This window comes from Nonomuraea sp. NPDC049141 (genome assembly GCF_040648415.1).
Taxonomy (GTDB): Bacteria; Actinomycetota; Actinomycetes; order Streptosporangiales; family Streptosporangiaceae; genus Nonomuraea.
In genome coordinates this window covers 662645-689622 of sequence record NZ_JBEZDR010000003.1, presented here as the reverse complement: position 1 = coordinate 689622, position 26978 = coordinate 662645, and the positions used below count along the sequence as shown (strand labels likewise).

The 26978-nt window shown below is 70.6% G+C and carries 23 protein-coding genes, 1 tRNA gene and 1 riboswitch; of the genes, 6 read left to right on the top strand and 18 right to left on the bottom strand.

Annotated features, from left to right (window positions below; genetic code table 11):
- Window positions 1-11 precede the first annotated feature (11 nt).
- On the top strand, window positions 12-1622 hold the full coding sequence (locus AB0B91_RS11590; protein ID WP_358318209.1) for an IS200/IS605 family accessory protein TnpB-related protein: 1611 nt from the start codon (window positions 12-14) through the stop codon (window positions 1620-1622).
- 6 nt (window positions 1623-1628) lie between these two features.
- Here AB0B91_RS11590 and AB0B91_RS11585 read toward each other — a convergent pair whose 3' ends face one another.
- Complete coding sequence (locus AB0B91_RS11585; RefSeq protein ID WP_358318208.1) at window positions 1629-2336, bottom strand: DUF3105 domain-containing protein; 708 nt, start codon at window positions 2334-2336, stop codon at window positions 1629-1631.
- A gap of 121 nt (window positions 2337-2457) precedes the next feature.
- Between AB0B91_RS11585 and AB0B91_RS11580 the strand changes: the two genes are divergently transcribed.
- Both AB0B91_RS11580 and AB0B91_RS11575 read left to right on the top strand, forming a co-directional pair.
- Window positions 2458-3099, top strand: coding sequence for a DUF305 domain-containing protein (locus AB0B91_RS11580; RefSeq protein ID WP_358318207.1), 642 nt, complete (start codon window positions 2458-2460; stop codon window positions 3097-3099).
- A gap of 140 nt (window positions 3100-3239) precedes the next feature.
- Window positions 3240-4646 (top strand): NAD(P)/FAD-dependent oxidoreductase, encoded by a 1407-nt coding sequence (locus AB0B91_RS11575; protein ID WP_358318206.1) that lies wholly within the window; start codon window positions 3240-3242, stop codon window positions 4644-4646.
- A gap of 69 nt (window positions 4647-4715) precedes the next feature.
- Here the strand turns inward: AB0B91_RS11575 and AB0B91_RS11570 are convergent, their stop codons facing one another.
- The 5 genes from AB0B91_RS11570 to AB0B91_RS11550 form a co-directional block, all read right to left on the bottom strand.
- On the bottom strand, window positions 4716-5762 hold the full coding sequence (locus tag AB0B91_RS11570) for a low specificity L-threonine aldolase (RefSeq protein WP_358318205.1): 1047 nt from the start codon (window positions 5760-5762) through the stop codon (window positions 4716-4718).
- The gene (locus AB0B91_RS11565) at window positions 5759-6388 is read right to left on the bottom strand and encodes an SDR family NAD(P)-dependent oxidoreductase (protein ID WP_358318204.1); all 630 of its coding nucleotides are present in this window, start codon (window positions 6386-6388) and stop codon (window positions 5759-5761) included. Before AB0B91_RS11565 ends, AB0B91_RS11570 begins: the two co-directional genes overlap by 4 nt.
- On the bottom strand, window positions 6385-8469 hold the full coding sequence (locus tag AB0B91_RS11560) for a DUF6421 family protein (protein ID WP_358318203.1): 2085 nt from the start codon (window positions 8467-8469) through the stop codon (window positions 6385-6387). The genes AB0B91_RS11565 and AB0B91_RS11560 overlap by 4 nt, the downstream gene beginning before the upstream one ends.
- Window positions 8470-8557: 88 nt before the next feature.
- Window positions 8558-10066, bottom strand: a complete 1509-nt coding sequence (locus AB0B91_RS11555) for a serine/threonine-protein kinase (protein ID WP_358318202.1) — start codon at window positions 10064-10066, stop codon at window positions 8558-8560.
- On the bottom strand, window positions 10066-11589 hold the full coding sequence (locus AB0B91_RS11550) for a hypothetical protein (protein ID WP_358318201.1): 1524 nt from the start codon (window positions 11587-11589) through the stop codon (window positions 10066-10068). The genes AB0B91_RS11555 and AB0B91_RS11550 overlap by 1 nt, the downstream gene beginning before the upstream one ends.
- 106 nt (window positions 11590-11695) lie before the next feature.
- Here AB0B91_RS11550 and AB0B91_RS11545 point away from each other — a divergent pair, with 106 nt between their 5' ends.
- Both AB0B91_RS11545 and AB0B91_RS11540 read left to right on the top strand, forming a co-directional pair.
- The gene (locus tag AB0B91_RS11545; RefSeq protein ID WP_358318200.1) at window positions 11696-13729 is read left to right on the top strand and encodes a hydantoinase/oxoprolinase family protein; all 2034 of its coding nucleotides are present in this window, start codon (window positions 11696-11698) and stop codon (window positions 13727-13729) included.
- Window positions 13719-15671, top strand: coding sequence for a hydantoinase B/oxoprolinase family protein (locus AB0B91_RS11540; protein ID WP_358318199.1), 1953 nt, complete (start codon window positions 13719-13721; stop codon window positions 15669-15671). Before AB0B91_RS11545 ends, AB0B91_RS11540 begins: the two co-directional genes overlap by 11 nt.
- A 15-nt stretch (window positions 15672-15686) precedes the next feature.
- On the opposite strand, the gene AB0B91_RS11535 is transcribed toward AB0B91_RS11540, so the two are convergent.
- The 12 genes from AB0B91_RS11535 to selD form a co-directional block, all read right to left on the bottom strand.
- Window positions 15687-16346 carry an adenosylcobinamide amidohydrolase gene (locus AB0B91_RS11535; protein ID WP_358318198.1) on the bottom strand — a complete coding sequence of 220 codons (660 nt, stop codon included), beginning with the start codon at window positions 16344-16346 and terminating at the stop codon, window positions 15687-15689.
- A 10-nt stretch (window positions 16347-16356) separates the two neighbouring features.
- Window positions 16357-17238 carry an ABC transporter ATP-binding protein gene (locus tag AB0B91_RS11530; RefSeq protein WP_358318197.1) on the bottom strand — a complete coding sequence of 294 codons (882 nt, stop codon included), beginning with the start codon at window positions 17236-17238 and terminating at the stop codon, window positions 16357-16359.
- Entirely contained in the window at window positions 17235-18233 is a 999-nt protein-coding gene (locus AB0B91_RS11525) for an iron ABC transporter permease (RefSeq protein ID WP_358318196.1), read from the bottom strand. Before AB0B91_RS11525 ends, AB0B91_RS11530 begins: the two co-directional genes overlap by 4 nt.
- Window positions 18234-18247: 14 nt before the next feature.
- Complete coding sequence (locus tag AB0B91_RS11520; RefSeq protein WP_358318195.1) at window positions 18248-19195, bottom strand: ABC transporter substrate-binding protein; 948 nt, start codon at window positions 19193-19195, stop codon at window positions 18248-18250.
- Between the two features lie 71 nt (window positions 19196-19266).
- A riboswitch (cobalamin riboswitch) is annotated at window positions 19267-19387 on the bottom strand.
- A 7-nt stretch (window positions 19388-19394) separates the two neighbouring features.
- Window positions 19395-20255 carry a Gfo/Idh/MocA family oxidoreductase gene (locus tag AB0B91_RS11515; protein ID WP_358318194.1) on the bottom strand — a complete coding sequence of 287 codons (861 nt, stop codon included), beginning with the start codon at window positions 20253-20255 and terminating at the stop codon, window positions 19395-19397.
- 35 nt (window positions 20256-20290) lie between these two features.
- Window positions 20291-21106 (bottom strand): SDR family NAD(P)-dependent oxidoreductase, encoded by an 816-nt coding sequence (locus AB0B91_RS11510; protein WP_358318193.1) that lies wholly within the window; start codon window positions 21104-21106, stop codon window positions 20291-20293.
- Window positions 21103-22305 (bottom strand): cytochrome P450, encoded by a 1203-nt coding sequence (locus AB0B91_RS11505; protein WP_358318192.1) that lies wholly within the window; start codon window positions 22303-22305, stop codon window positions 21103-21105. The genes AB0B91_RS11510 and AB0B91_RS11505 overlap by 4 nt, the downstream gene beginning before the upstream one ends.
- The gene (locus AB0B91_RS11500) at window positions 22302-23258 is read right to left on the bottom strand and encodes a phosphotriesterase-related protein (protein WP_358318191.1); all 957 of its coding nucleotides are present in this window, start codon (window positions 23256-23258) and stop codon (window positions 22302-22304) included. The genes AB0B91_RS11505 and AB0B91_RS11500 overlap by 4 nt, the downstream gene beginning before the upstream one ends.
- A gap of 16 nt (window positions 23259-23274) precedes the next feature.
- Window positions 23275-24036: a phytanoyl-CoA dioxygenase family protein gene (locus AB0B91_RS11495; RefSeq protein WP_358017153.1), complete on the bottom strand. Its 762-nt coding sequence runs from the start codon at window positions 24034-24036 to the stop codon at window positions 23275-23277.
- A gap of 45 nt (window positions 24037-24081) precedes the next feature.
- A complete protein-coding gene (locus AB0B91_RS11490) occupies window positions 24082-25188 on the bottom strand; it encodes a hypothetical protein (RefSeq protein ID WP_358318190.1) in 1107 nt (368 codons plus the stop codon).
- The gene (locus tag AB0B91_RS11485) at window positions 25181-25729 is read right to left on the bottom strand and encodes an RNA polymerase sigma factor (protein WP_358318189.1); all 549 of its coding nucleotides are present in this window, start codon (window positions 25727-25729) and stop codon (window positions 25181-25183) included. Before AB0B91_RS11485 ends, AB0B91_RS11490 begins: the two co-directional genes overlap by 8 nt.
- Window positions 25730-25870: 141 nt before the next feature.
- Window positions 25871-26866 carry a selenide, water dikinase SelD gene (selD, locus tag AB0B91_RS11480; protein WP_358318188.1) on the bottom strand — a complete coding sequence of 332 codons (996 nt, stop codon included), beginning with the start codon at window positions 26864-26866 and terminating at the stop codon, window positions 25871-25873.
- An 18-nt stretch (window positions 26867-26884) separates the two neighbouring features.
- Between selD and AB0B91_RS11475 the strand changes: the two genes are divergently transcribed.
- A tRNA-Sec gene (locus AB0B91_RS11475) sits at window positions 26885-26978 on the top strand.

Here is a 26978-nt window from a genome sequence, read left to right as displayed (position 1 = left end):
GGCGGCTGCGCATGGCTGAGCCGTTGCGGCCGATCGCTGCGTCGTTCGTGGCTGCCGGGCCGTCCGGGGTGGCGATCCGGGACCGGCTCAAAGGCCTGACAGCCGAGGACGAGCAGGTGCTGCGCATGGTGGGCGCGCATCTGGGCGTGCTGGCTTCGAGGGATCTCGCGGTGCGCTGCCGTGATGGGCTGGAGCACTCCACGAACCGGTGGGCGGCGCGTAAGCGGGAGCTGACACCTGAGTCGTCGTCACGGTGGGCGGGTAGCGTCACCAAGGCCAGCCATGACCAGTGGGCGCTGGCCCGCCGCTGCCAGTTGGCCCACCTCCAGTCCCTTGAGGCGGGCATCGCCGCGATCACGCACCGGCTGTCTCAGCCGATCGGCGCAAAGGGTTCGAAGAAGGCGCCGGGCGGTTACCGCAGCAGGCAGGAGTGGCACGCCAAAACCCGCCGCCTGCACGTGCTGACCGGGCGGCTGGAGCGCGAGCGCGCCAACTGGAAGGCTGGGCGGGTGCACGTGGTGCGGGGCGGCAACCGGCTCGCCCGCACCCGGCACCACCTGGCCGCCGCCCACCTCACCGAGGCCGAATGGCGAGATCGGTGGCAGGCCGAGCGGTGGTTCCTGCGGGCCGACGGCGAGTCGGGCAAGCGGTACGGCAACGAGACCATCCGCGCCACCCCCGACGGCCAGGTGAGCATCAAGCTCCCGGCCCCGCTCGCCGCGTACGCCAACGCCGGGCACGGCCGGTACGTGCTGGCGGCGAGGGTGCGCTTCGCGCACCGCGGGCAGCAGTGGGTCGGCCAGGTGGAAGCCGACCGGGCCGTCGCCTACCGCATCCACCTGGACGTGGCGCGTGGCCGCTGGTATCTGACCGCCTCCTGGCAGCATCAGCCAGCCGCAACGATGCCGCTGCAGGCCGCGCTGGCCGACGGGGTGATCGGGGTGGACACCAACGCCGATCATCTGGCCGCCTGGCGGCTGGACGTGCACGGCAACCCGATCGGTGATCCGCGCCGTTTCGGCTACGACCTGTCCGGCACCGCCGGGCACCGCGACGCCCAGATCCGGCACGCCCTGACCCGCCTGCTGCACTGGGCCCGCTCGTGCCAGGTGACCGCGATCGCCCTCGAAGACCTCGACTTCGCCGCCGACAAGACCCGCGAGAAACACGGCCGCAACAAGCGGTTCCGGCAGCTCATCTCCGGCATGCCCACCGGCAAACTCCGCGCCCGCCTCACCTCGATGGCCGAAGCGACCGGCGTCGCGATCATCGCCGTGGACCCCGCCTACACCTCCAGGTGGGGAGCCCAGCACTGGCAAAAGCCACTCACCTCGAACAACCGTAAGACCACCCGCCACGACGCCGCCGCCGTGGCCATCGCACGACGCGCCCAGCAGCACCCGATCCGGCGACGGACGGCACCGCCCCCACATGACCAGAGCGATCGTATGGGGCATCGGACCGCCCAGGCCGACCGGCGTGCCGCCGGGCGTGAGGAAACCCGCCACCGCACACCGGACCGCGCACACGATGCGGACGGCCCGGACGCGGCCAGAACGCGGGAGACCAGCGCGCCCAACACCGTTCGGGGCACGCCAGTGCAACTCACGTTGACTGTCTAGGAACGGTTATTTGTTGGTGGGGCTGGGGCTGATCATTTCCGTTGGGGGCTGGGATTGGGTGCCCTTGGGCTCGGGCGGGAGGGGGGCCTGGTCTGCCGTGGTGGTGATGGCGTCGGCGCCGCCGCAGCTGGCGCCGGCTTCAGGGGTGTCCGGGCCGTTCTGGTACTTCTTGATGAACGCCGCGAGCTTCGGGTCGTCGGCCTTGTCCAGCTTGAGCTGGTGGCCCCAGGATGATGCCACGACCGGGGCGGGCAGGTTCGGGTACGGGCTGACCAGCATGTAGTCCTGCTGGCCCGTCGAGGAGGCCGTCTTCTTCAGCGCGTCGATCTGCGCCTTCGGCAGGTCGGGGCGGTACGTGATCCACAGGGCGCCGTGCTCCAGCGAGTGGACGGCGTGCTCGTTGTGGATGGGCTTGTCATAGATCGCGCACTGCTGCCAGTAGTTGTTGTGCTCGCCACCGACCGGCGGGGTCTCCTTGTACGTGACCGCGTTCCAGACGTGCTGGCCCGCGTCGTACTTGTAATTGGCCACAGCACCAAGTGACGTCTCCTTGGCCTGCTTGACCAAGTAGAAACCGACCACTCCGACGAGCAGCACGATGACGAGTCCGCCTGCCCCCCACATCAGCAGCGCGGCGCGGCGCTCCTTGCTCTTCTGCTGCGCTCGCATCTTCTGCAGATGCTCGCGGCGCGCCTGCGCCTTCTCCTTCGTCATCGTTCCTCCATCGGCGTGCCAACTCCGGGTCACCCTATGCCCTTGGGCAGTATGCGGAGAATAAGAGCGACCTAAGTGCGCGTACCGGCCTCGGCTAAGGGATGGGTACGCTGGACAAGCCATGGAAAAGCCCGCGAAAAATTCGCTGCTCGTCGCTTGCGCCGTGTTGGTCCTCGCCGCAGCGGCGATCTTCCTCGTGTGGGGCCGGGGTGGCACGCCCGGCGACACCTCGGCGGAGGCCGGGTTCGCTCGCGACATGGCCACGCATCACGCGCAGGCCGTCGACATGTCGTTCACGATCAGGGACAAGACGCAGTCCAAGGACGTCCGCAACCTGGCCTACGACATCATCACCACCCAGTCCAACCAGCGGGGCATGTTCATCGGGTGGTTGCAACAGTGGGGGCTCGATCAGGCCACCGACCGGCCGCCGATGGCGTGGATGGCCGAGCATGGTCACGGCGGGACCGGCACGGTGGCTGTCGCCGCCGGCGGGCTGATGCCGGGCATGGCCACGCCGGACGAGCTGACCAAGCTCAAGGAGTTGCAGGGCACGGCGGCCGAAGTGCTCTATCTGCAGCTGATGATCCGCCACCACGAGGGCGGTGTGCAGATGGCCGGGGGGCTGCTGAAGCTGTCCACGCGGGACGAGGTGGTCAGCATGGCCCAGAAGATCATCAGCGGGCAGACCGGCGAGATCAAGCTCATGACCGAGATGCTCAAGCAGCGCGGCGCGCAGCCGTACCCGACGATCCTGAAGTGATCGCGCGACAGCGCGCGACGCGGGCGAGGGCGGGCTGGAATGAGCGCGCGGGGGCAGGACTGCTGTGAGCGCGCGAGGGCGCGCGACGGGTTCAGTGCTGCGGTGAGTGCGACGGCGCGCGAAGCAGGGGCGGGGCCGAGGTGAGTGGCGACGCGGTGGTGGTGGGGTCCGGGCCGAACGGGCTCGTCGCGGCCATTCTGCTGGCGCAGGCGGGGCGCGAGGTGGTGCTGCTGGAGGCGGCCGATCAGTTCGGGGGCGGGCTGCGGTCGGCGGAGCTGACACTGCCTGGGCGGGTGCACGACATGGGTGCGACCGTGATGGCGATGGCGCTGGCCTCACCTGCCTTCCGGGAGCTCGGCATCAACGGGTTCGGGGCGGTCGAGTTCGTCCATCCCGAGGTGGTCGCCGCTCATCCGCTCGACGATCGCCCCGCCGTACTCGTGCACCGCGACGCCCGCCGTACCGCGGCCGGGCTGGGCCGGGACGCGGCGGTGTGGCAGGCGACGGTGGGGGCGGCGGCGCGGGCCGGGTTGCCGCTGGTGGATCTGATGCTCAAGCCGCTCGGGCCGTGGGAGCCGCGGCCGCGGGCGTTCGCGCAGGCGGCCAGGTTCGGGGCGGCGGCGGTGCTGCCCGTCACGACGCTCGCCCGGCGGGCGTTCACGACCGTCGAGGGGCGGGCGGTGCTCGCGGGCATGGCCGCTCATTCGATGCTCGACCTGCGCTCGCCCATCACGAGCGGGTACGGCCTGCTCCTGGGCGCCCTGGCTCATCTGGTGGGGTGGCCGATGGTGAAAGGCGGGTCGCAGGTGCTGGCCGACGCGCTGGTGGCCAGGTTCAGGGCGTTGGGTGGGCAGGCGGTCAGCGGGCACCGGGTACGCCGGCTGAGGGAGCTGGACGCGGAGACGGTGGTGCTGGATGTGACCCCCAGGCAGTTCCTGCGGATGGCGGAGCTGCCGGCGGGGTATCGCAGGGGGCTGGAGCGCTATCGGTACGGGCCAGGGGTGTTCAAGCTGGACTGGGCGCTCGACGGGCCGGTGCCCTGGCGGGATCCGGCGGTGGCGGCGGCCGGCACGGTGCATCTCGGGGGGACGCTGGAGGAGATCGCGCTCAGCGAGGCCGAGATGGCGCGCGGGCGGCACTCGCCGCGGCCGTACGTGCTGCTCGCACAGCCGTATGCGGCCGATGACAGCCGGGGCGGGCATACGTTGTGGGCCTACTGTCATGTGCCGAACGGGTCTCGGGTCGACATGACGGACGCCATCGAGGGGCAGATCGAGCGGTTCGCGCCCGGGTTCCGTGATCGGGTGCTGGCCAGGCACGCGATGGGGCCCGCCGAGTTGGAGGCGGGCAATCCCAACCTGGTGGGTGGCGACATCGGGGGCGGGCTGGCCAGTCTGGGGCAGTTCGTCCGACGGCCGGTGTGGTCGGTGGCGCCCTGGCGGACGCCGCTGCCGGGGGTGTTCCTCTGCTCGTCGTCCACGCCGCCCGGGGCCGCGGTACACGGCATGGGCGGCTGGCAGGCCGCCCGCCTCGCACTCAACCGCTGAGCCCCTCAACCGCTGAGCCCCTCACCTGCTGAGCCCCTCAGGAACAGAGCGCGTCAGGCACAGAGCGCGTCAGCGCATCTCCTCCCGGATGGCGGCCGCGAAGGCGTCCACATCCGCTTCCGTGGTGTCGAAGGCGCACATCCACCGCACCTCCCCCGTCGCCTCGTTCCAGGTGTAGAACCGGAACCGCTTCTGCAGCCGCTCCGTCACCTCACGCGGCAGCACCGCGAACACCGCGTTCGCCTCCACCGGCCGCGGCACCTCGACACCGGGGATGTCGCGGACCGCCGCCGCCAGCCGCCGCCCCATGGCGTTGGCCTGGCGGGCGTTGCGCAGCCACAGGTCGCCGGAGAGCAGCGCCTCGAACTGGGCGGACACGAACCGCATCTTCGACGACAGCTGCATGAACGTCTTGCGAAGGTAGTCGACGCCGGTGGCCGCCTCGGGGTTGAGCACCACGACCGCCTCGCCGTACAGCAGGCCGATCTTGGTGCCGCCGAAGGAGAGGACGTCGACGCCCGCGTCGGTGGTCAGCGCCCGCATCGGGACGTCGAGGGCGGCGGCGGCGTTCGCGAGGCGGGAGCCGTCGAGGTGGACGAGGAGCCCCCGGTCGTGCGCGTGGGCGCAGACGGCCGCGATCTCCTCGGGGGTGTAGAGGGTGCCGAGTTCGGTGGTGTTGGAGATGGACACCACGCGCGGCTGCGCGCGGTGGACGTCGCCGAAGCCCCAGGCCTGGCGGTCGATCAGCTCGGGGGTGAGCTTGCCGTCGGGCGTGGGTACGGTCAGCAGCTTGATGCCGCCCACGACCTCCGGCGCGCCGCCCTCGTCGGTGTGGATGTGGGCGGTCTCGGGGCAGATGACCGCCTCCCATTGGGCGGTCATGGCGCGGAGCGAGACGACGTTCGCGGCGGTGCCGTTGAACACCGGCCACGCCTGCGCCCGCTCGCCGAAGTGCCGCTGGAAGACCTCGCGCAGGGCCTCGGTGTAGACGTCGTCACCGTAGGCGATCTGGTGGCCGCCGTTGGCGTCGGCGATGGCGCGCAGGATCTCCGGGTGCACCCCCGCGTAGTTGTCGCTGGCGAAGCTTCTGAGCTGAGGGTCGTGCCGGGAGATCACTGAGTGAGGTCCAATCGGGTGCCGTTGAGCTGGGCGGCGGGCCGGTCGTAGAGGTCGCCGATCGTCTCAGCCAGCGTATTGACGTCGGTGAACCCGGCAAAACGGGCGTCCGGCTTGGCGGCGCGCATGGCGTCGTTCACCAGGGCCTTGACGACCAGGATGACCGCCGCGCTGCCGGTGTCCTTCAGGGCGTCGGCGAGGGCGAGCGTCCACGCCTCCGAGGCCGCCTTGGCGGCGGCGTAGGGGGCGCCGCCCGCCGTGGGGTGCTGGGCCGCCTTGGCGGAGACGATCACGAACCGGCCGTTCTGGCTCTTGCGCAGCAGCGGCTCGAAGGCCAGCGAGACGTGCTGGAGCGTGCGGATCAGCAGGTCGTGCAGGGCGTCCCAGTCGTCGAGGTCGGTCTCGGCGAACGACTTCGCGCCGCGCCAGCCGCCGACCAGGTGCACCACTCCGTCGACGTGGCCGTGCTCGGCGGAGATCCGGTCCGCGAGTGCCTGTACGGCCGCGCGGTCGAGGAGGTCGACGTCGCCCCTGCCGACCCCGATCACAGTGTGCCCATTTTTCCGGAAAAATCCGGAAACGGCCTGGCCGGTGGGCCCGCCGGCACCCGTAACCAGAATGATCATGCCCGGATCCCCCTAGTCGATTCGACCACTTCGCCCAGCTTACGGCGCAGTGCCTCGTAGAACATGCTCAGCGGGAACTCGTCCGCCAGCACCGCGTCCACCTTGGCCTTCTGCTCCTCCGGCAGCGCCTGGATCCCCTTGGCCCAGGTCGATCCGGGGTTCGGCTCGACGTACCCGCTCACCAGCTCGTACGCCGCCAGCCAGTGCGCCAGCTTGGACCGGTCGATGCTGTCCCGGTACAGCTTCTCGACCTCGCCCCGCAGGTCGGCCACGCCGCCCGCCACGCGCGCCCAGTCGATCGTGAGCCGGTTGTCGGTCCACCGCACCACGTCGTTACGGTGCAGGTACGCGAAGAGCAACTGCCCGCCGAGCCCGTCGTAGTTACGCACCCGCGCCCCGGTGATCGGGAAGCGGAACAACCGGTCGAACAGGATCGCGTGCTGAACGTACCGCGCGTGCGGCACGCCCTTCTCCTCCAGCCGTACGGCCTCACCGAACGCGGTCAGGTCGCAGCGCAGCTCTTCGAGCGAGTACAGCCAGTACGGCATGCGCTGCTTGATCATGAACGGGTCGAACGGCAGGTCACCGTGGCTGTGGGTACGGTCGTGGATCAGGTCCCACATGACGAAGGTGTCCTGGGCCAGCCGCTGCGACTCCAGCAGCCGGGCCGCGTCGGGCGGCAGGTCGAGCTTGAGCGTCGCGGTGGCGGCCGTGGCGACCCGCCGGAACCTGGCCGCCTCCCGGTCGGCGAAGATGCCGCCCCAGGTGAACCGCTCCGGCGCCTGCCGTACGGCGACGGTCTCGGGGAAGAGCACCGCCGAGTGGGTGTCGTAGCCGGAGGTGAAGTCCTCGAAGGCGATCGGCACGAACATCGGGTTGTCGTAGCCGGACGACTCCAGCTCGGCCAGCCAGTCCGGCCAGATCGTGCGGAGCCAGACGGCCTCCAGGTTGCGGTCCGGGTTGCCGTTCTGGGTGTACATGGGGAAGACGACCAGGTGCTCCAGGCCGTCCACCCGCTGGGTGTCGGGGTGGAACAGCTGCAGGGAGTCCAGGAAGTCCGGTACGCCCAGATCCTGGGCGCTCCACTTGGCCAGATCGTCGCGGACCGCGGCCAGATAGGCGGCGTCCTGGGGGAAGTACGGCGAGATCTCGGCCAGCTTGCCGCCGATCGTGGCCACCAGTTCCTTGGCCCGGGGCTTGTCGGCGGAGGCGGGCACCGAGCCGTCCTTGACCTGGAGCGGCCGCAGTTCCTCGACCGTCGCCTTGAGGTCGGCGAACAGGCTCGCCTTACGCTCGTCCCGGGAGGCGGCGGCGTTGTCGTCCGGCACGCGGGCCGCCCAGGTCACCACGTTCCCCCACAATGCGCGGTGGTCGTAGTCGTCGATCGAGTCGTCACCGAACAGGTCCGAGTCGGCGAACACCACCACCCGGCCCCGCCCGTGCCGTACCGCGACGGCCAGCGCCGCACCGGCCGGATCCGCGCTCGCCGAGCTGGCGAACAACACGGTGGCATCCCCGCCGTCGGACGCCGGGGCAGTGAGGGTCAGCACGCCGGAGCGGTAGAAGCAGGCGGCCTTGACGCCCGCCAGCAGCCCGTCGCTCGTGGCCCGCTCGCCGAGCACCCAGGTGGCCACCCCGCGATGCGCGTGGCCGGGGTCCCGCACGGTGGCGTGCTCGACGCCTACCCCGAACCGTCCCAGCAGCTCGGCCAGGTTGTTGCCGTACTTGTCCTGCTCCTCCTCGGCCAGCACCACCAGCCCGCCGCCACCCGCCACGAACGCCTCCACGGCGTCGATCTCGGCGGCCGAGAACATGGGACTCCCCTGGCCCGTGGTGCGCTCCCACCGCTCCCCCGACGGATGCGCGATGACCAGGACGTCCTGCTCCTGGAGCGTTCCCGCGTCGAGCGGGCCCGCCAGCCGGGCCGTCACCGTATGCCCGAGACGCCGCAGCAGCTCGGCCGCGCGGGCGTAGCTGTTGTCGTCGGGGTGCGCGGGGTTGATGGCCTCCGCGACGTCACGCCGGATGGTCCACGACTCGCTGTGGGCCTCGTCGAAGAGCACCCTGGGGAACGCCTGCATGAAATATCTCCCGCCATAACCGTCTTCTAGCGGAAAATATACATACAGCCCAGCCCAAAACCGACAATCATGTCCGCATGGTGAGATATCAGGAGAGGTGGACGCTCTGCCGGACGCGGCCCTCGGTGGCGTCGTCGCAGCGGTTCTTGGCGCAGAAGTAGAGGACCAGCACCGGCTTGGGCCGGCGATCGATGACGTAGCTGACGAAGCCGAGCCGGTTGCCGCTGTTGCGGTCGCGCAGGGAGCCGTCGTACCGCGTGGCGTCGCTGTCGCCCGCCCGGTCGGGGACGGGCTGGTCCACCACGATCTCGCCGGGCAGCAGCCCTTCGAGCATGGCCTTCATCTGGGCGGCGGTCGCGCTGGCGCTGAGCGCGTCGGAGACCTGCACGTAGACGCCCACCGCGTTGTCGGTGTCGCCGGTGATGACCTGGTTCACCGCGGTCCAGTCCGCGGCCGCGCCGGAGACGAACATCCCCTCGAACTCGGAGGCATGCGGCGAAGCCACCGCGAACAGGTCGCCGTGTGTCTTGACGGTCCAGTCGGCCGGGTACTCGAAGGTGAGCGGGGCGGCGGTCGTGCTCTGGTAGCGGGCCCAGGAGTCGCCCTTCTGGGTCATGACGAGTAAGACGACCAGCGTCAGCGCCGCGATGGCCGCGACCAGCGTGGCCACCACGAGTGGCAGCCGGCTCGGGCCGGTGGAGCCGGCTTTCCGGCTCTTGCGTACGGCCGACGGCTGCGTGGGAAGGGGCACCCCGGGCTGGCCGCTGATCGCGTCGCGCAGCGCGGTGACGAACGCGGTGCACGACGGGTAGCGCTGCTCGGGCGACTTGGCCAGCGCTCGCATCATCACGCCGTCGACCTCGACCGGCAGCTCCGGCCTGACCTGCGACAGCGGCGTGGGCTGCTCGGCCAGGTGCGCCCAGAGCAGCGCGATGTCGTTGTCACGCGGGAACGGCAGCCGCCCCGACAGCGCCTCGTAGGCGACGCAGGCCAGCGCGTACTGGTCGCACCTGCCGTCGATGTGCTCCTTGTTGATCTGCTCGGGCGCCATGTAGCGGGGCGTCCCGATGAACTGGTCGGTCTGGGTGAGCCCGGAGATGGACGTACGGTGCTTGGTGATGCCGAAGTCGGTCAGGTAGACGTGGTCGCCGGCCAGCAGGATGTTGGCCGGTTTCACGTCGCGGTGGATCAGGTCGTGCGCGTGCGCGGCGTCGAGCGCGGCGGCCACCTGGGCGACGATCTGGTTCGCCTGCCCGATCGGCAGCGCTCCCCGGTCGTAGATGAGGCGGCGCAGGTCGAGCCCGTCGACGTAACGCATCGCGATGTAGAGCACGCCGTCGACGTCGGCGTTCGCCTCGTAGATCGGGATGATGTTGGGGTGTTCGATGCTGGCGACCGTCCTGGACTCCAGGATGAACCGCTGCCTGAACCGGTCATCGACGCTGAGCACCGGGTTGAGGATCTTCAACGCCACCCGGCGGCTCAGCCTCGGATCGAGCGCCAGGTAGACGACGGCCATGCCGCCCTTACCGACGATGTCCTCGATGTAGTACCCGGCCACCTCCTGGCCCACGAGCGATCTGTCATTCACCGGCATCACGTCTCGATGGGGTGGCCGCAGTAACCGCAGAAGCGATGCGCGGCCCCCAGCCGCATTCCGCACGCGGTGCAGTATTTGACGGACGGCTGGTCCTGCGCGGTGAGCACCTGCTGCTGCTTCGGGATCACCTGGAAGGGCTGCGACCTGCGGACCACGACGGTCTGGTTCGCGCCCTCGTCGAGCGGCAGTGGTGGCGAGGTCGGCGCCGACGATGTGGCCGACGCTGCCGCCGCAGCTGCCGCCGCCGCGACGAGGGGTGGTGGCTGGTCCGGTTTCTCCTCAGGGGTACGGCGGCGCCGCCACAGCAGGAACGCCCCCGCGCCCGCGGCCACGAACAGCACCGCGGCGGTGACGATGAACGGCCAGAGCGGCATGCTCCGGGGCGCCGGCGCCACGGCCTGCTTGCTGCCCGCGTCCTCCGGGCCGCCGCGCTTCTGCAGGGAGGTCTTCAGCAGGTTCGCCGCCACCACGTTGCCCGGGTAGAGCTCCAGGACGCGCTGGAAGCCCGGCGCGGCCTCGGTGTAGTACTTGGTGTGATAGCGGGTCAAAGCCGCCTCGAACGCGGCGTCGATGGCGCCACGGCGCGGCGCGACCCCGGCCTTGGCCAGCGCGGCGAGGATCTCCCTGACGCCGATCATCCTGGCGTCCTTGCCCCCGCCGATGAGCATGCCGATGACGTGGCCGTCCTTGTCACCGATGACCGGCGCGCCGAGCAGGCCGCGGTCGGCCAGAGCGCCGAGCTTCACGGGCTCGTCGACCTTCTTCTCCGGGTCGGAGAACTGCCGGCCGGTGTCCTGGCCGCCGCCGCCCTTGCCCAGGTGCGCGATCTCCACCGTCTCCTTGACGTTCACGCCGGGCCGGTCGGTGAACCCGGCCACGTTGGTGGGCGAGCCCTGCTGGTCGGGCACCTTGTCGGCGAGCGGAGCGGTGGGCATGCCGACGCTGCCGACGACCCGGCCCGAGGGGACCAGCACGGCCGGACTGTCGGGCTGCGAGCCGACCTTGACGATGTCGGCCTTGAGGCCCTTGGGGTCGGCCGGGGAGACGTTCGGAAATATCGTGACGTTGGTGGTGACGTTGATGATGCAGGTCGACACGCTGGTCTTGGGCGGGTAGCACTCTTTCAGGTGATGCTGGAGCAGCGGGTCCTTGAGCTTGTGCCGCTGGTAGTCGAGCGGGATCTTCACCTTGTGGTGCTCGGCGTAGATCTTGTTGGCGGCGTACACCGCCACGTCCTTGTCGGTCTTGACCACGCGGGTGAGCGTGACGACGGCACCCTCGGGGTTGACCACGATGCCCGTACCCACGCCTATGGGGATGTCGTAGGACCGTTCCACATGCAACAGCTCGCCCACGTGATCGAGCAGAGTGATTTCAACGTGAGAGGAGGCTTCCACGCGCACCACTGCCGGAGTCACCAGGTCGGTGATCCCGCTGGGGTGCTCGTGCGCTGCCGCGGGCAGTGCGAGCAGCATGAGTGTCCCCGCGACACCCCCGGCCAGAGCTGTGAGACGCGCCATCTCCGCTCCCATTCCACAGTTATAGAAATAAGGGTCCCAATCACCCACCGGAAGTCAATAGATGAGCTCGTAGACAAGCGCTTGCTTGGACGTCTACGGTACCTGAATGGGCTACGCGATCGGCGTCGACGTGGGCGGAACCTTCACTGACGTGGTCCTGCGCGGTCCTTTGGGCGAGATAACGGTAGCCAAGTGTTTGAGCACCCCCTACGACCCCATCGCCGGAATCGCGAACGGTGTTACACGAGTACTCGCGGGCGTGGACCCCGCGCTGGTCACCCGGGTCGTGCACGCCACCACGCTGGCCACCAACGCCGTGCTCGAACGCAAGGGCGTTCGGGTGGCCTATGTCACCACCCAGGGCTTCCGCTCGGTCATCCCGCTGGGCCGGTACGCCCGGGTCGAGGAGGACCGCTACGACCTGCGCTTCACCCCGCCGCCCCCGCCGGTGGCCGCTGGCGACTGCTTCGAGGTGGTGGAGCGGGTGTCGGCGCGCGGGGTCGTACTGACGCCCCTCGACCTCGACTCGGTACGGCGGGCGGCGGCCGAGATCGCGCGGCGGGGCATCACGTCGGCGGCGGTGTGCCTGCTGCATTCCTACGCCAACCCCGCACATGAGCGGCAGGTGGCCGCGATCCTGCGCGAATCCATCGAGAACGTGGTCACCTCCTCCGACGTGTGGCCGGAGATCCGCGAGTACGAGCGGGCCACCACAACCATCATGTCCGCCTATATCGGGCCGATCATGGCCTCGTACCTCTCCAGGCTGAGCGAACGGCTGGCCTCTCTGGGCGTGCGCGCGCCCGTCCACGTCATGGAGTCGAGCGGCGGCGTGATCTCCGCCGAGCTGGCGGCCAGGCGGGCGGTCGCCATGATCGAATCCGGCCCAGCGGCGGGGGTGCTCGCGGCCGCGGGCAGCGGGTTCGCGAACGTCATCTCGTTCGACATGGGCGGGACCACGGCCAAGACCTGCGTGGTGCGGGACGGGCGGCCGGAGATCACGCACGAGTTCCACGTGGGTGGCAAGGGCAGCTTCGGCGGGCGGCGGGCCGGGACCGGGGTGCCGATCAAGACCCCGGCCATCGACCTGGCGGAGGTGGGCGCGGGCGGCGGCAGCATCGCCTGGCTCGACGCCGCGGGCGCGCTGCGCGTCGGCCCGCACTCGGCGGGCTCCGACCCCGGGCCTGCCTGCTATGGCCTGGGCGGCTCCGAGCCGACGGTGACGGACGCGAACCTGGTGCTCGGCTACCTGTCATCGGCCTCGATCCCGCTCTCCGCGCCGCTCGCCGACAAGGCGCTGGACCGGCTGGCGGGGCCGCTCGGGGTGTCCAGGGCAGCGGCGGCGCATGCCGTACACGAGATCGTCAGCGCCTCGATGGCGTCGGCCGTGCACGTGGTGACCGTGCAGCGAGGGATCGATCCGCGTGGGTACGCGCTGGTGGCGTTCGGCGGGGCGGGGCCGATGCACGCGGCGCGGGTGGCGGAGCGGTTCGGGATCGGGACCGTGGTGGTGCCCGCCCACTGCGGGGTCGCGTCGGCGGCCGGGCTGCTGGTGGCCGACCTGTCGACGGACCGGGTGCTGTCGCGGCTGGACGCGACGGATCCCGCGGAGGTGTTCGGGGCGCTGGCCGCGTCGGCGGCGGCGGATCTCGGGGTGTCGCCGTCGGATCCCGGGGTGCGGGTCTCCCGGTCGGTGGACGTGCGGTTCAAGGGGCAGTCGCATGATCTGACCGTGGCGTGGAGTCCGGCGCGCGCGGAGCTGGAGGCGCGGTTCTTCGAGAGGTACGAGCAGGTGTACGGGATCGCGCAGCGGGGCGAGGTGGAGATCGTCAGCTACCGGGTCCGCGTCACTCTGCCCGCCACCGACGGCCCGGCGGTCGCTCACGTCCCCGCGGCCTCCTCCGGGCCGGTCGGGACGCGGCTCGCGTACTTCGCCGAGCTGGGCGGGTATGCCGAGGTGCCGGTGCACACCCGGGACACGCTGGCGGTGCTGTCCGGCCCGGGGATCATCGAGGACGCCGAGTCCACGATCGTGGTGCCACCCGGATGGACCGCCGCGCTCGGCCCGGCGCGGGCCGTCCACCTGACGAACTCGGCTGGCACGGCCGGACGCCTGACCGAGGAGCCGCATGAGCAGTGACGTGCTGACCGCCGAGGTGTTGCGGAACGCACTGGTGGTCGCCGCCGAGGAGGCCAGCATCGTCGTGGTGCGGTCGGCGTACTCGACGTTCATCGTCGAGGGGTCCGACGCGTCCGCCGCCGTCCTGGACGCTCGCGGGCGGCTGATCGCGCACTCCATGGCCACCACGCTCATGAACAGCATGGCGCTCAAGGTCGCCCTGCCCGAGCTCATCCGGGACGTGCCCCTGGAGACGATGCGTCCCGGAGACGTGTACGTGCTCAACGACGCCTACCGGGGCGGCGTGCACACCAACGACCTGCTCGTCTATCGGCCCGTCTTCGTCGGGGATCGGCCCGCGTACTTCGCCGCGACCATGATCCACGTGTCGGACCTGGGCGGGCTGTCCGCCGGTGGCATGGCGCCGCTGGCCACCGACATCTTCCTCGAAGGGCTGCAGCTTCCTCCCGTACGGCTGGCGACGTCCGGCGGGCTCGAACCGGCGGTGGAGGCCATTCTCCGGGCCAACAGCCGTACCCCGGACAAGGTCATGGGCGACGTGCGGGCGCTCGTGGCGGGCACGGCGGTGGCGGCCGCCCGGGTCGGCGCGCTGGTCTCGGAGTACGGAGCCGACGGGCTGGCGGCGGGGATCGACGACTACCTCGACTACACGGAGGCCAGGACGCGGACCGCGCTGGCCGACCTGCCCGAGGGCCGCTTCGAGGCGTCCTACCCGATCGACGACGACGGGATCGATCAGGAAAAATCCCACTACATCCGGGTCGCTCTCACCCTCGAAAACCACCCCTCCGATGGCACCGGACGGCACGACTCGGGGGACATCGGACCGCAGTCCCCCGAGGTGATCGCCGGGCTGCCCGAGACGCAGGGTCCCGGGGGTTCCGAGGCTGCCGAGAGTCCTGCGGTTGCCAAGGATCCTGGGGTTGCCGGCGGTCGCGAGGGTCCCGGGATTGCCGGAGTTCCAGACGGTCCCGGGATTGCCCGAGTTCCCGAGACACGGGTTCCCGGGGATCCCAGGATGCGGGTCCCCCGGGTTCCCGAGGTGGGGGTTGTGGTGGATTTCGCTGGGACCGGGCCGCAGGTGCCGGCGGCGGTCAACGCGTCCGCGTCGCAGTCGCTGGCCGCGGCTGTGTTCGCGGTGCGGTGCTTCCTCGATCCGACCATTCCGATGAACGACGGCTGCCTGCGCGCGATCGAGGTTCGGCTGCCGGAGGGGTCGCTGCTCAACGCCCGCTCCCCCTACCCGTGCGGTGGGCGGTACGTGCCGATCTACGCGGCCATGGAGGCCATCTTCCAGGCGCTGTCGGACGCCGTTCCGGAGCGGGCCATCGCGCCCAGCGGCATCCTCCAGCCGTTCTCCATCGCGGCCGTCGGGGCGCCGTACTGGATCCATCTCTCGTACGACTTCGGCGGTGTCGGCGCGCGACAGGGGCTCGACGGGCCGGACGCGACAGGCGTGCACTTCGGCATCGGCCGGAACTCGGTGCCGCAGGTCGAGCCGGTGGAGAGCCGCTGCCCGCTGGTCGTCGAGTCGATCGAGACCATCCCCGACTCCGGCGGCCCCGGGCGGCATCGTGGGGGGCTGGGGTCGCGGACCGTGTACCGGTTCCTGGCGGACTGCCATGTCACGACGCGCGGCGACCGGCTGCGCCTGGCCCCGCCTGGACGCGACGGCGGGCTGCCGGGGCGGCTCGGCGGCTTCTTCAAGCGGCACCTGGACGGAACGGTCGAGCGGCTCGCGTCGAAGGTGAACAATGTGCGGTTCGCCGCAGGCGAGGCGTTCGTGGTGGAGACGACGGGCGGGGGCGGAATGGGCTCCCCGCACGAGCGAGACCTTGAGGCGGTACTCGCCGACCTCGCCGCAGGCCACGTCACAGAGCGGGGCGCCCAGGAGGACTACGGCCTGACACGCCGGCAAGACCCGGTGAGGTGGGCGCGGTGAGCCAAACCCGGGGAGCTAGGTGCGGGGGTGCCAGGAGGCCGCGCCCCGGTGGACGGCGGAGTGGACGGCGCGGGCCAGGCGGGCGCCCCAGGTCGAGCGTGGGCCGCCGAAGAGTTCCGCCGGCCCGTCAGCGCGTACGGCCAGGCAGAGGGCGTCCGAGGCGGTGCCGGTGCACGGGAAGCCCGCCTCGATCAGCGCCTGCGATTTGGCCTCCGTCATCGTCATCACGGCGTTGACCAGGGCGGCATCGGTCATCGCGACCGGCACCACGGCCATCAGGTTGATCGTCCCCACGGGCGGCCCGGCGGCGGCAGGCTCGGCGAGCATCGGGGCCAGTTCGGGGTCGGTGGCGCCTTCGGGGGCGGCGGCCCAGGTGGGGACACGTAATCCGACCGTCGCCACGACCTCCACCTCCCCGTCCACCGCCCGCGCGTACCGCTCCACCGAGGCCGCCGTCATCATGCCCACCCCGAGGCCGTCAGGACCGAGCTCGCGGAGGTGATCAACCGGGTCCATCCGCGAGTAACCTGCCACGACCTGCGCGTTCAGCACCCACGTACGCTCCCCGATCCCCCCGCCCAGGAGCGCCGAGGAGATCATCCGCCACCCAGGCCCGAACTCCCACAGCAGCGACCCGAGCCGCACCCCGTCCTCGACCCGATACGCCAGCTTCACCAGATCCCCCTCACGAGCCGCCTCTGACCAGGTGCACGACGGGCCGCCCGCCGGGACCGAGTGAGATCTCCACTCGGGCGTCGAAGTGCGTGCCGACCAGCGCCTCCGTGAGCACCTGTCCCGGCTGCCCGGCGGCGACGGCCCGGCCGCCGGCGAGCAGCAGGAGCCTATCGGCGTACTGCCCGGCGAGGGTCAGGTCGTGCAGCGTCGTCACCACGGTCAGCTCGTCGGCGAGCCTGAGCCGGTCGACCAGTTCCAGGACCTGCTGCTGGTGTCCGAGGTCGAGCGCGGTCGTGGGCTCGTCGAGCAGGAGCGCGGGCGCCTGCTGGGCCAGCGCCCGGGCCAGGACCACGCGCTGCCGTTCGCCGCCGGACAGCTCCCCCAGCCGGCGTTCGGCGAACTCGGCGAGGTCGAGCCGTTCGAGCACCGACCCGGTGACCTCCCGGTCGTGGCGGCTCTCCCTGCCGAGGTAGGAGATGTACGGGGTGCGGCCGAGCAGGGCGTAGTCGTACACGGTCATGTCGGGCGGCAACGAGGGCGTCTGGGGCGCGTAGGCGACCAGCCTGGCTCTTTCTCTCGGCCGGAGCGTGCGCGCGGCCCGGCCGCCGACTGTGACGTCGCCCCGGTGGGCGACGACGCCCATGACGGCCTTGAGCAGGGTGGACTTTCCGGCGCCGTTCGGGCCGATGATCGCCAGCCATTCGCCGCGCCGGACCGACAGATCGACGTCGGTGAGCACCTCGCGCTCGCCGAGCCGTACCGAGAGAGCGCTGGTCTCGATCATCCGCCCCGGCAGGGCCGCTGCCGAGTCAGTGGTACCGGTCGGGTGACCGTCCGCCTGGTCAGTGGTGCCGGTCGGGTGACCATCCGCCCGGTCAGAAGTGCCGGTCATGTGGCGGTCTGCCGGGTCATGCGCAGGATGGCCACGAAGAACGGCGCGCCGACGAACATGGTGACCACCCCGATGGGCAGCTCGGCGGGGGCGATGACGGTGCGCGCGATCAGGTCGGCGAGCACGAGGAAGGCGGCGCCGCCGATCAGCGACAGCGGCAGCACGATCCGGTACGAGCCGCCCGCCAGCCGCCTGACCACGTGCGGGATGACAATGCCGACGAACCCGATGAGACCGCTCACCGCCACGGCCGCCGCGGTGGCCAGGGACGCGGCCAGCAGGACCGCCAGCCGTACCCGACCGGCCCGCACGCCCAGGCTGGTGGCCTCCTCGTCCCCCACCGAGAGCACGTCGAGCATCCGCCCGTGCGCGAGCAGCAGCACCGAAGAGACGACGGCGTACGGCAGCACCAGCCAGAACTGGTCCCACCCGCCGCCCACGTCGCCCAGGATCCACGAGTAGATGCGCTGCAGCTCCTCGACCTTGAACTGCTGGATGAACGTCTGGATCGCGGTCAGGAACGAGGTGACGGCCACCCCGGCGAGCACCAGCGTGGCGGTGCCGCCCGCGCGCCCGGCGGTGTTCCCGAGCACGTACGCCAGGAACACCCCGCCCACGGCCCCCACGAAGGCGGCCACCGGAATGCCGACCACGGGGGTCGGCACGAGCACGATGACCACGGTGGTGGTCAGCCCGGCGCCGGCGGCGGCGCCGAGCAGGTACGGGTCGGCCAGCGGGTTGCGGAACACCCCCTGGTAGCCGGCCCCCGCGATGGCCAGCAGCCCGCCGACCACGGCCGCCACCAGCACTCTGGGCAGCCGCAGCTCGAACAGCAGCCCCTGTTCCACGGGCGCCAGCCCCGAGTCCACGTGCACGTACGGCAGCCAGTCGACCGCCTGGAGCACCACCTGCCACGGCGAGATGTCGGCGGCCCCGCCGAGCAGCCCGGCCACCATGGAGACGGCGAGCACGCCCAGCGCACCCACCGTCCACATCAGGCTGGACCTCACTAGCGGGTGGCCGCCTTGGCGACCGCGTCACTGATGGACTGGGCCAGGTCGACGACCCGCGGGCCCCAGCGCGAGGCGAGGTCGTCGTCGAGCTGGATCACCTGGTCGCTCTTGATGGCCGACAGTCCCTTCCAGCCGGGCCGCTTGGCCAGCGTGTCCTTGCTCTGCTGGCAGCACTTCACGTCCGCCAGGAAGATCAGGTCGGGGTCGGCCTGGGCGACGAACTCCGCCGACAGCTTGGGATAACCGCCCGCCGGGTCCGGCGCCTTGTCGGCGATGTTGGTGAGGCCGAACATCCCGTAAATCTGCCCGATGAACGTGCTCGACGTCGCCGCGTAGGGGGTCTGGTCGAGTTCGTGGTAGTAGGTGAGCTTTTTGTCCTTGGGGGCGTTCGCCGCGAGCTTGTCCAGGGCCGTCTTCATGCCTGTCACGACTTGTCCGGCCTTGTCGGTGTTGCCGGTGGCGGCGCCGAGGTCGGTGATCTCGTCGTACGCCTCGTCGAGCTTGGTGGCGGCCGGTTCCAGGAGGACCGGCACGTTCAGCTTGCCCAGCTCGGCGACCACCTTGTCGATGTCGTTGGAGACGACGACCAGGTCGGGCTTCTGGGCGACGATGGCCTCGACGTTCGGCTTGAAGCCGGACAGGTCGGTCTTGGGGACGCCGGCCGGGTAGTTGGACTGGTCGTCCACCGCGATGACCTGGGGGCCCGCGCCGATGGCGAAGAGCGTCTCGGTGTGGCTGGCGGAGAGCGAGACGATCCGCTCCGGCTTCTTGGCGATGGTGACCTTGCCGTTGGCCGCCTCGACCGTTACGGGGTAGGCGGTGGAGCCGGTCGAGCCGGTTGAGCTCGCGGGTGACGGGGTGGTGGTAGTGCTGTTCTGGCCGCATCCGGTCAGAACGAGCGTTCCCAGCAGCGCGCCCGCGAAGGCCGTGCGTACGGGCCTCACGAGAAGTCCTTTCACACTGTCGGAACCGAGAGACCCGCTGAGAGCGACGGATCACCCTTTTCCACGAGGGTTGATGACGTCAGCGCGGAGGCAGGCGACCTGGCTATGACAGTTGCGGGACAGCGCCGGACTCGCACCGGACTTCGCTGCAACTCTGCGCGTCGGACAGACGCTATCAATGCTCCGGATGGACGCTAAGTCAAGGGGTGGCCAACTGGGTCTCCGCCTCGGCGATGATCCGCTGCAGCCGGAGACCGTGGGCCGCGTCCAGCGGGTGTCCGCCGCCCTGGCGTACGGTCCGCGCGAACTCCTCGGCGATGGTCGCGAACGGATCGTCGTCGCCGGGCAGCAGCACCGCGTTGCCCGTTCTGCCGTACACCGCGATGCTCGACGGCGGCAGGTCGCCGGCGGCGGCCATGCTCAGCGACGCCTCGCTGACCGCGCCGCCCTCGTGGTCGAGCAGCAGGCCGGTCCAGCCGAGCGGGTTCCCGTGCGCGCGTACGCCGGTCACCGGGCCGAGCGCGGCGTCGAGCAGGTCGATCACGTGCGGCCCGACGTCCAGGAGCGCGCCGCGCTGGAGCCGCCACGGGGTGCCGAAGGGGTGGCCGCCCAGCAGGACGTTGGAGATGTTCGCGGCGTGGCCGCCGAACGCCTCGATGCCGGCGCAGCGTGCCAGAAACTCTCTGACCTGCGTGGTGTAGCGCATGGTGAGGACGAGCTGCGAGGCCACCCCGGCCTCGCGCACGGCGTCCGCGAGGCGCCGCGCGTTCTCCAGTGAGTCGGCGAGCGGCTTCTCCAGCAGCAGCGCCTTCCCGGCCCGCGCCGCGCGCACCCCCAACTCGGCCTGTACGCCCGGCGGCACGCAGAACGCCACGGCCTCGCACGCGTCGAACAGCTCCTCGATCCGCTCGAACACCGGCGCCCCCAGCCCGGCGGCGGCCTCCGGACGGCGCGCCCATACCCCGGCGAAACGGAGATACGGGCTCTTGACCAGCATCGGCGCGTGAGCGCGCTCCGCCCACGGCCCCGCTCCGATCAACCCGACCGACACCGGTTCCATACATCCCCCTTTGATCCGCTTGAAGAACCCTAGAGTCATTCAGCGGCGTCGCGCCATTGGCGCAGGGCATGCTCGGGGCGGTGGGCGAGGGTGCCGGAGTCGATGACGATGGTCTGTCCCGTGATGCACCGCGACTCGCCCGAGGCGAGGAAGGCGACGAGGTCGGCCACGTCCTCCGGGGTGCAGGCCCAGGGCAGCAGGCGCTCGGCCGCCTTGTCGGCCAGCCGGTCCCGGCCGAGGGCCTGCGCGGCCACGTCGGTCAGGACCAGGGCGGGGGCGACGGCGTTGCAGCGAATGCCGCGCGAGCCGTACTTGGTGGCCACGTAGCGCACGAAACCGGTCAGCGCCGCCTTGGAGGTGCCGTAGGCGACGTGCGCCACGTCGCCCAGCAGGCCCGAGACCGACGAGGTGAGGACGAAGGCGCCACCGTCGGCCATCACGGGGGCCGCGTGCTTGACCATGAGCAGGGCGCCGCGCAGGTTCACCGCCATCGTGCGGTCCCAGACCTCCACGTCGAGCGACTCGAGGTCCTGGTCGCGGCCGTAGGTGCCGGGGCCGAGCGCGGCCGCGTTCGAGTGGACGACGTCCAGGCGGCCGAACGAGGCAATCAGGTCGCCGATCGCCCCGGCCACCTGCTTCTCGTCCGACACGTCGCAGGTGAGCGCCGTGGCCGTGCCGCCTCTGGCGCGGATCGTGGTGGCGACCGACTTGGCGCCGGCCGCGTGCACGTCCAGGACGCCCACGCAGGCGCCCTCGGCGGCCAGGCGCGCCGCGCACGCCGCGCCGATGCCCGAACCCGCGCCCGTCACCAGGGCGACCCGCCCGTCGAACCGGCCCGGCGCGGCGCTCACCACGTCACCCTCAGGGCCGTCAGTCCCCGTCCCACGATCGACTTGCGGTAGACGATGGGCTCGTCCGCGAGCCTGAGGCCGGGCAGGCGGCGGCCGAGCACGTCGAGCGCGGTGCGGAGTTGCAGCCGGCCGAGCGCGGCGCCCACGCAGAAGTGGATGCCGTAGCCGAACACCATGTGGGCGTCGGCGTTGGGCCGGTCGATGACGAACCGCTCCGGGTCGGGGAAGACGGTCTCGTCGTGGGCGGCGGAGTCGATGGAGAGCAGCACCAACGACTTTTCCGGAATTATCACGTCATGTAGCGAAATATCCGTCGTGGCGTACCGGAACGATCCGAGAGCGGCGCCGTCGATGCGCATGCACTCCTCGACCGCGTTCTGGATCAGCGGCGGCGGGACCGGCCAGGCGTCCTCGCGCAGCAGGCGCAGGACGCTGTTGGCGAGCTGGTTCGGGACGGTGTCGTTGCCGCCGAGCAGGATCGTGGAGATCAGCTCCACCACCTCGCGGTGGCTGAGCTCGGAGCCGATCAGCGAGGTCATGAGCGAGGTGAAGTCGTCGCGCGGCTCCTTGGCACGGGACGCGACCAGCCGATCCACGAAGTCCAGATAGGCCAGGAAACTGTCGGCGAGTTCGAGCTGCCGGTCGGGCGGCTGCGGCGACAGGAAGAGCTGGAACCAGTCCTTCACGTGCGCCTGCACGAACGCCTCGTCCGCCTCGGGCACCCCGATGAACCGGGCGGTCAGCTTGACCGACGGCTCATGCCCGATCTCGGAGACGAAGTCGGCCGCGCCCTTCGGCGCCACGCGGTCGAGCAGGTCCTCGTTGAGCTGCCGGAAGTGCTGCTCCATGGCCGAGACCGCCCGTGGCGTGAACGCCTTCGACACCGAGCGCCGCAGCCTGGTGTGGTCGGGCGGATCGACGTTGGCCACGAAGCTCGACAGGAACGAGCCGTGCTCGCCCAGCTTGTCGCGCGTCTCGCGGGTGAGGCTGCGGGAGATGGTCAGCGAGCCCTCCGAGGAGAACCGCCTCGGGTCGCCGTACGCCGCGCGCACGTCGGCGTGCCGGGTCAGCACGTAGGCGCCGAGGTGCTCACTGTGGAACACCGGCCGCTCCCGGCGCAGCCCGGCGAGGAACTCGTACGGCGCGGCGACGTGCCAGTCCGAGCCGACGTCGAAGTCCTCGATCATGCCGTTGCTCACGAGAAGATCCTCCGGGGGTTGTCGACGAGCATCTGGTGGATCTGCTCCTCGGTGACGCCCCTCTTGCGCAGTTCGGGCAGGACGTCGCGGGAGATGTGCAGGAGGTGGTAGTTCGGGTGCCGCTGTCGTACGACGTCGGCATCGAACCGGTCGTTAAAGCAGTAAGAGTCGTGACTTAGCACCATTTGTCGGGCGTGGCCGCGCTCGCACATCGCCGCCACGATCGACACCCGGTCCTCGAACGGCGAGATCGTCTCGATGCCGAACCGGTCCATGCCCAGGTAGGAGCCGTTGGCGGCGAGTTCCTCCAGGTAGGCGACGTCGGTCGAGTCGCCCGCGTGGCCGATGACGACCTTGGTGAGGTCGACGCCGAGCTCGCCGAGCAGCCGCTGCTGCGCCAGGCCGCCCTGGGAGGCGCTGTGGGAGTGGGTCGTGATGGGCACGCCGGTCTCCAGGTGCGCCTCGGCGACCGCCCGGAACACCCGTTCGGTGCCCTTGGTCATTCCGAGATGGTCGGTGGCGCACTTGAGCATGCCCGCCTTGACCCCGGTCCTGCCGATGCCGTGAACGATGTCCCGGACGAAGAACTCCGCCAGCCGGTCGGGCCCGCCGAACAGCGAGCCCGGACCCCGGTTGCCGAAGTATGGGGGCAGGGCGTCGTAGGTGTAGAGGCCGGTGGCGGCGACGATGTTCACACTGGTCAGCTCGGCCACCCGCTGGACGGCGGGGACGTACCTGCCGAGCCCGATGACGGTCAGGTCCACGATCGTGTCGATGCCCTCGGCCCGCAGGTCGTCCAGTTTGGCCGCCGCCTCCCTCGCCCGCTGCTCAAGGTCCCAGTTCTCCGGGATGTCCGGCCAGTTCCAGAGAATCTCCGGACTGAGCCCGAACACGTGCTCATGCATGAGCGTGGCGCCCAGCTCGCCCACCGGCCCTCTTACGGTCTCAGGCATGTGCCCTCTTCCACGGTCACACGCACGGGAACCTCGGGTGGTCGAACGGCCGGTTCACCTCTAGGCCGAGCCCGTCCGTCTGCTGGTACGGGGTGCCGGTGTAGAGGGAGGCGGCGTCGAAGTACGTGACGGTGAACGACAGGCGCGGCTGGTCGCGGTGGTTGGCGGGCGCTCCGTGCACGGTCAGGGTGTGATGCACGGTCGCGTCGCCCGCCGCGAGGTCGAGGGGCGGCGACAGCTCCAGTTCCTTGATCCACGGATGCTGGCTGAGCTGGTCGTCGCCCGCCCGGGTGAAGCTCCGCCCAAGAACGCCGTACCGGTGCGAACCATTGAAGAAGCGCAGCGAGCCCATGTCCGCCGGCACGTCCACCAGCGCCAGCCAGACCGTCAGCATCGCCGAGCGGTCCATCGGCATCCAGGGGAAGTCCTGGTGGAACTCGGTCGCCGCGTGCTCCCCCGGCTCCTTGACGAGCAGGTTCGTGACCTGCACGCGCACGGCTTCCACGCCGCGCAGCAGCCGGGTCGCGTTGGCGCCCATGGCCGGGCTCAGCGCCAGCGCGCGGAACGCCTCGTCGCTCTCGGCGATGTCACGCGACTGCCCGAACGCCTGGTCCACCAGTGTCCGCCGCTGCTTCTCGCGCGCCGCGAGGTAGCCGGTCGCCCGCTGCCGCAGTTCGGCCACGGCGTCGGGGGGCACCAGGGCGGGCAGCCGCACCCATCCGTGTTCCTGAAAGAAGCCCGCCTCGTCGTCCGACGCGGCGCGCACGGGGATCTCCATGCCCCCAGTCTGGCATCTTGAGCAAGCGCTTGGTAAGTGCCTTGATTACTTGGCCTTGCAGGACTTCGGCGGGGTGGGGCGGTTCGCGATCCACCCCGTCCCGGGCGCCTGCGCGCTGTAGTAGGTCAGGATGTCGCCTCCGGAACCGCCCCAGCTGGTCTGGGCCAGCGCGGCGCCGGTCGCCATGTCCAGGAAGGTGCGTGCGCGGGGCGACTTCGGTCCCGGAGTCTGAGGCTGCCCGGTGTCACGGGTGAAAGTGACCGACAACGCCGGCCGGCCCAGCGGGTCGGTCGCCGTGCCGTACACCTTGGTACCGGGAAGCTTCGCCAGCAGGCGCAGGATCGCGGCACGGAGCTGCGGTCGGATCGGCATGGACAGAAGATTGCCCGCTTGAGGGACGAAGTCCGCGAACGGCTGCTTGAACCCTCGTCTCTCCCAGATGCGGTGATAGTCGCGGAGCTTGGCGAGCAGGCCGTCGCGGTCGGCGGGGATGGCGGCCAGATCGGCGAGGGTGAGAGCCGCGACGGAGCTGTTCCCTACCTGAGCGTCGTCCCCGTCGCGCCATCCGCAGACATGGAGCTGGTCGGTGACTCGCATCTGTTCGCACTTGGCGGCGGGGGCGCCCTTCTTGGAGCAGGGCAGCTTGATCCGGGTCGGCGCTCCCGCCGCCCGCCATGCGCGTTCGTCGACTGCGGAGGCCGGAAACGCGCTCGACGTGGAGGTCTGCAGTATGGATCTCTCCGCGGTGTCCAGCGGCGCCGTTCGCTCGAGGCGCTGCCGCGCGAACAGGTCGTAGCCGCCCGCGGAAAACCGTGAACCGGTGATGATCACCTCCCGCCAGTAGGCGCCCCTTTGTTCAGGCAGGCGCTCGACCCGGTCGGCCAGCTCGAGCAGCTCGTTGTTCCGTGGCTGCACCAGCACCTGAGCAGGCGCGGAAACCAGGTTGGCCACCAACGTGACCGCTATGACCATCGCGGCGGTGGCCACGCCCGCGCTCAGCGTCCATGCCCACACACGCGGGCGGGAACGGCCGGTGGCGGGGCGGACGCGCGCGCCGTCGGCGACGAACCGGGCGCGAGCCCGCGAGACCGCCTCGGGCGAGAGCGGGGGCGCGTCGGGCAGCGCCCGGGCGAGCAGTTCGAGCTCATCCATCGAGGTCCTCCTTCAGCGCGCCGAGCGCCGCGCGCAGATGCTTGCGTGCCCTGTTAAGCCGGGACGCGACGGTTCCATAGGGAATGTCCAAGGCGGCGGCGACCTCGGCGTGGCTCAGACCGCCGAACACGATCAGCAGCACCACGTCACGGTCGCGCTGCTTCAGCCCGGCCAGCGCCCCCGCGAGCGGGCCGGTGAAGCGCGCGGCGTCCACCCGATCGAGCACCCGATCCAGTGCGGAGTCCTCGTGGCCGTCCCACTCGCGCCCCGCCGCGCGGCTGAGCGCCTTCCACCGCGTGGTCTCGGTACGGCGATGCCGCGCGACCAGGTTGGTGGCGATGCCGTACAGCCAGGGCCTGACCTCCCCCACGGCCGGGTCGTATCCGCCGCGCAGTGCCGCGACGAAGACCTCGACGGCCAGGTCTTCGGCGTCGTCCACGGGCAGGCGACGGGCGATGTAGCGGTGGATCTCGGCGAAGTAGCGGTCGAAGAGATCGGCCGGAACCGCCGGCTGATCTCTCCCGCTACGCGTCTTGTACACGATCACAACCGTTCTTGCCGCGGCGGCGAGAATGCTTTCACGCGCACGGGTTCCCACCACCCGTGAAGCCGGCCCCGTCCTCCGCCCCCAGCTGTGGGCAACCCGCCCGGCTCTGTGGCGCGGGTTGCCCACAGCTGGCGTCTACTTCGCCATGAGCAGGTGTTCCCCACGAGGGACGAGTTCGCCTATCACCGGAAAGCCGGGGATCTCACCCGCGACGAGCAGGCCGCCCGAGGTCTGCGCGTCGGCGAGGAGAAGCCGCTCGTTCTCCGGCAGGTCGCCGAAGTCGCAATGAGGGGCGATCCAGTCGAGGTTCCGGCGGGATCCGCCGCTGATGTATCCATCACGGATGGCCTCTCGGGCTCCCTCCAGGTAAGGCACGGCGGCGCTGTCGACGACGGCGGAGACGCCGCTCGCCCTGACCAGCTTGTAGAGATGGCCAAGGAGGCCGAAACCTGTGACGTCGGTGGCGCAGAGAACCCCCGCGGCCAGCGCCATCCGGGAGGCGTCGCGGTTGAGCGTCGTCATGGCGGCAACCGCCTCGGGGAAGATCTCCCCGGTCGCCTTGTGCCGCGTGTTCAGCACCCCGATGCCGAGAGGTTTGGTCAAGGTGAGGGGGATGCCGGGCTTGCCCGCGTCCACGCGCAGCAGTCGGTCGGGATCGGCGAGGCCGGTGACGGCCAGCCCGTATTTGGGATGGGGGTCATCGATGCTGTGGCCTCCCGCGAGATGACAGCCCGCCGCCTGCGTCATCGCGGAACCGCCGCGCAGCACCTCGCGAGCGAGCTCGAGGGGCAGGACGCCGCGGGGCCAGCCGAGCAGGTTCAGAGCTATGACGGGTTCGCCGCCGACGGCGTAGACGTCGGAGAGGGCGTTGGTGGCGGCGATCCGGCCGAAGTCGTACGGATCGTCGACGACAGGGGTGAAGAAATCCGTCGTCGCGACGATGGCCCGGGTCTCGCCTTCCACCTGGAGCACCGCCGCGTCGTCACCCTGGTCGATACCCAGCAGCAGCCGGCCTGTCGATGGAGAAGAGGTCGGTAAGAGTCCGGCGACCAGCTCCTCCAGCTCGTCTGGAGGGATCTTGCAGCTGCAGCCGCCTCCGTTGCCGTATTGCGTGAGCCTGATGTTGTTCATGGGTCTATGATCCACTTCGGAGGCGTTTAGGTGTCTGGTGGCCCTCCTGGTCTTCAAAACCAGTGGCGCCGAGCATCTCGGCGCGGCGGGTTCGATTCCCGTCCGCCTCCGC

Bases quoted from the DNA above. Each gene is read 5' to 3' on its own strand.
- AB0B91_RS11590 (WP_358318209.1), top strand. From the start codon at position 12: ATGGCTGAGCCGTTGCGGCCGATCGCTGCGTCGTTCGTGGCTGCCGGG.
- AB0B91_RS11585 (WP_358318208.1), bottom strand. From the start codon at position 2,336: ATGACGAAGGAGAAGGCGCAGGCGCGCCGCGAGCATCTGCAGAAGATG.
- AB0B91_RS11580 (WP_358318207.1), top strand. From the start codon at position 2,458: ATGGAAAAGCCCGCGAAAAATTCGCTGCTCGTCGCTTGCGCCGTGTTG.
- AB0B91_RS11525 (WP_358318196.1), bottom strand. From the start codon at position 18,233: ATGTGGACGGTGGGTGCGCTGGGCGTGCTCGCCGTCTCCATGGTGGCC.
- AB0B91_RS11550 (WP_358318201.1), bottom strand. From the start codon at position 11,589: ATGGCGCGTCTCACAGCTCTGGCCGGGGGTGTCGCGGGGACACTCATG.
- AB0B91_RS11565 (WP_358318204.1), bottom strand. From the start codon at position 6,388: ATGATCATTCTGGTTACGGGTGCCGGCGGGCCCACCGGCCAGGCCGTT.
- AB0B91_RS11545 (WP_358318200.1), top strand. From the start codon at position 11,696: ATGGGCTACGCGATCGGCGTCGACGTGGGCGGAACCTTCACTGACGTG.
- AB0B91_RS11490 (WP_358318190.1), bottom strand. From the start codon at position 25,188: ATGGATGAGCTCGAACTGCTCGCCCGGGCGCTGCCCGACGCGCCCCCG.
- AB0B91_RS11500 (WP_358318191.1), bottom strand. From the start codon at position 23,258: ATGCCTGAGACCGTAAGAGGGCCGGTGGGCGAGCTGGGCGCCACGCTC.
- AB0B91_RS11540 (WP_358318199.1), top strand. From the start codon at position 13,719: ATGAGCAGTGACGTGCTGACCGCCGAGGTGTTGCGGAACGCACTGGTG.
- AB0B91_RS11530 (WP_358318197.1), bottom strand. From the start codon at position 17,238: ATGACCGGCACTTCTGACCGGGCGGATGGTCACCCGACCGGCACCACT.
- AB0B91_RS11555 (WP_358318202.1), bottom strand. From the start codon at position 10,066: ATGCCGGTGAATGACAGATCGCTCGTGGGCCAGGAGGTGGCCGGGTAC.
- selD (WP_358318188.1), bottom strand. From the start codon at position 26,866: ATGAACAACATCAGGCTCACGCAATACGGCAACGGAGGCGGCTGCAGC.
- AB0B91_RS11515 (WP_358318194.1), bottom strand. From the start codon at position 20,255: ATGGAACCGGTGTCGGTCGGGTTGATCGGAGCGGGGCCGTGGGCGGAG.
- AB0B91_RS11495 (WP_358017153.1), bottom strand. From the start codon at position 24,036: ATGGAGATCCCCGTGCGCGCCGCGTCGGACGACGAGGCGGGCTTCTTT.
- AB0B91_RS11560 (WP_358318203.1), bottom strand. From the start codon at position 8,469: ATGCAGGCGTTCCCCAGGGTGCTCTTCGACGAGGCCCACAGCGAGTCG.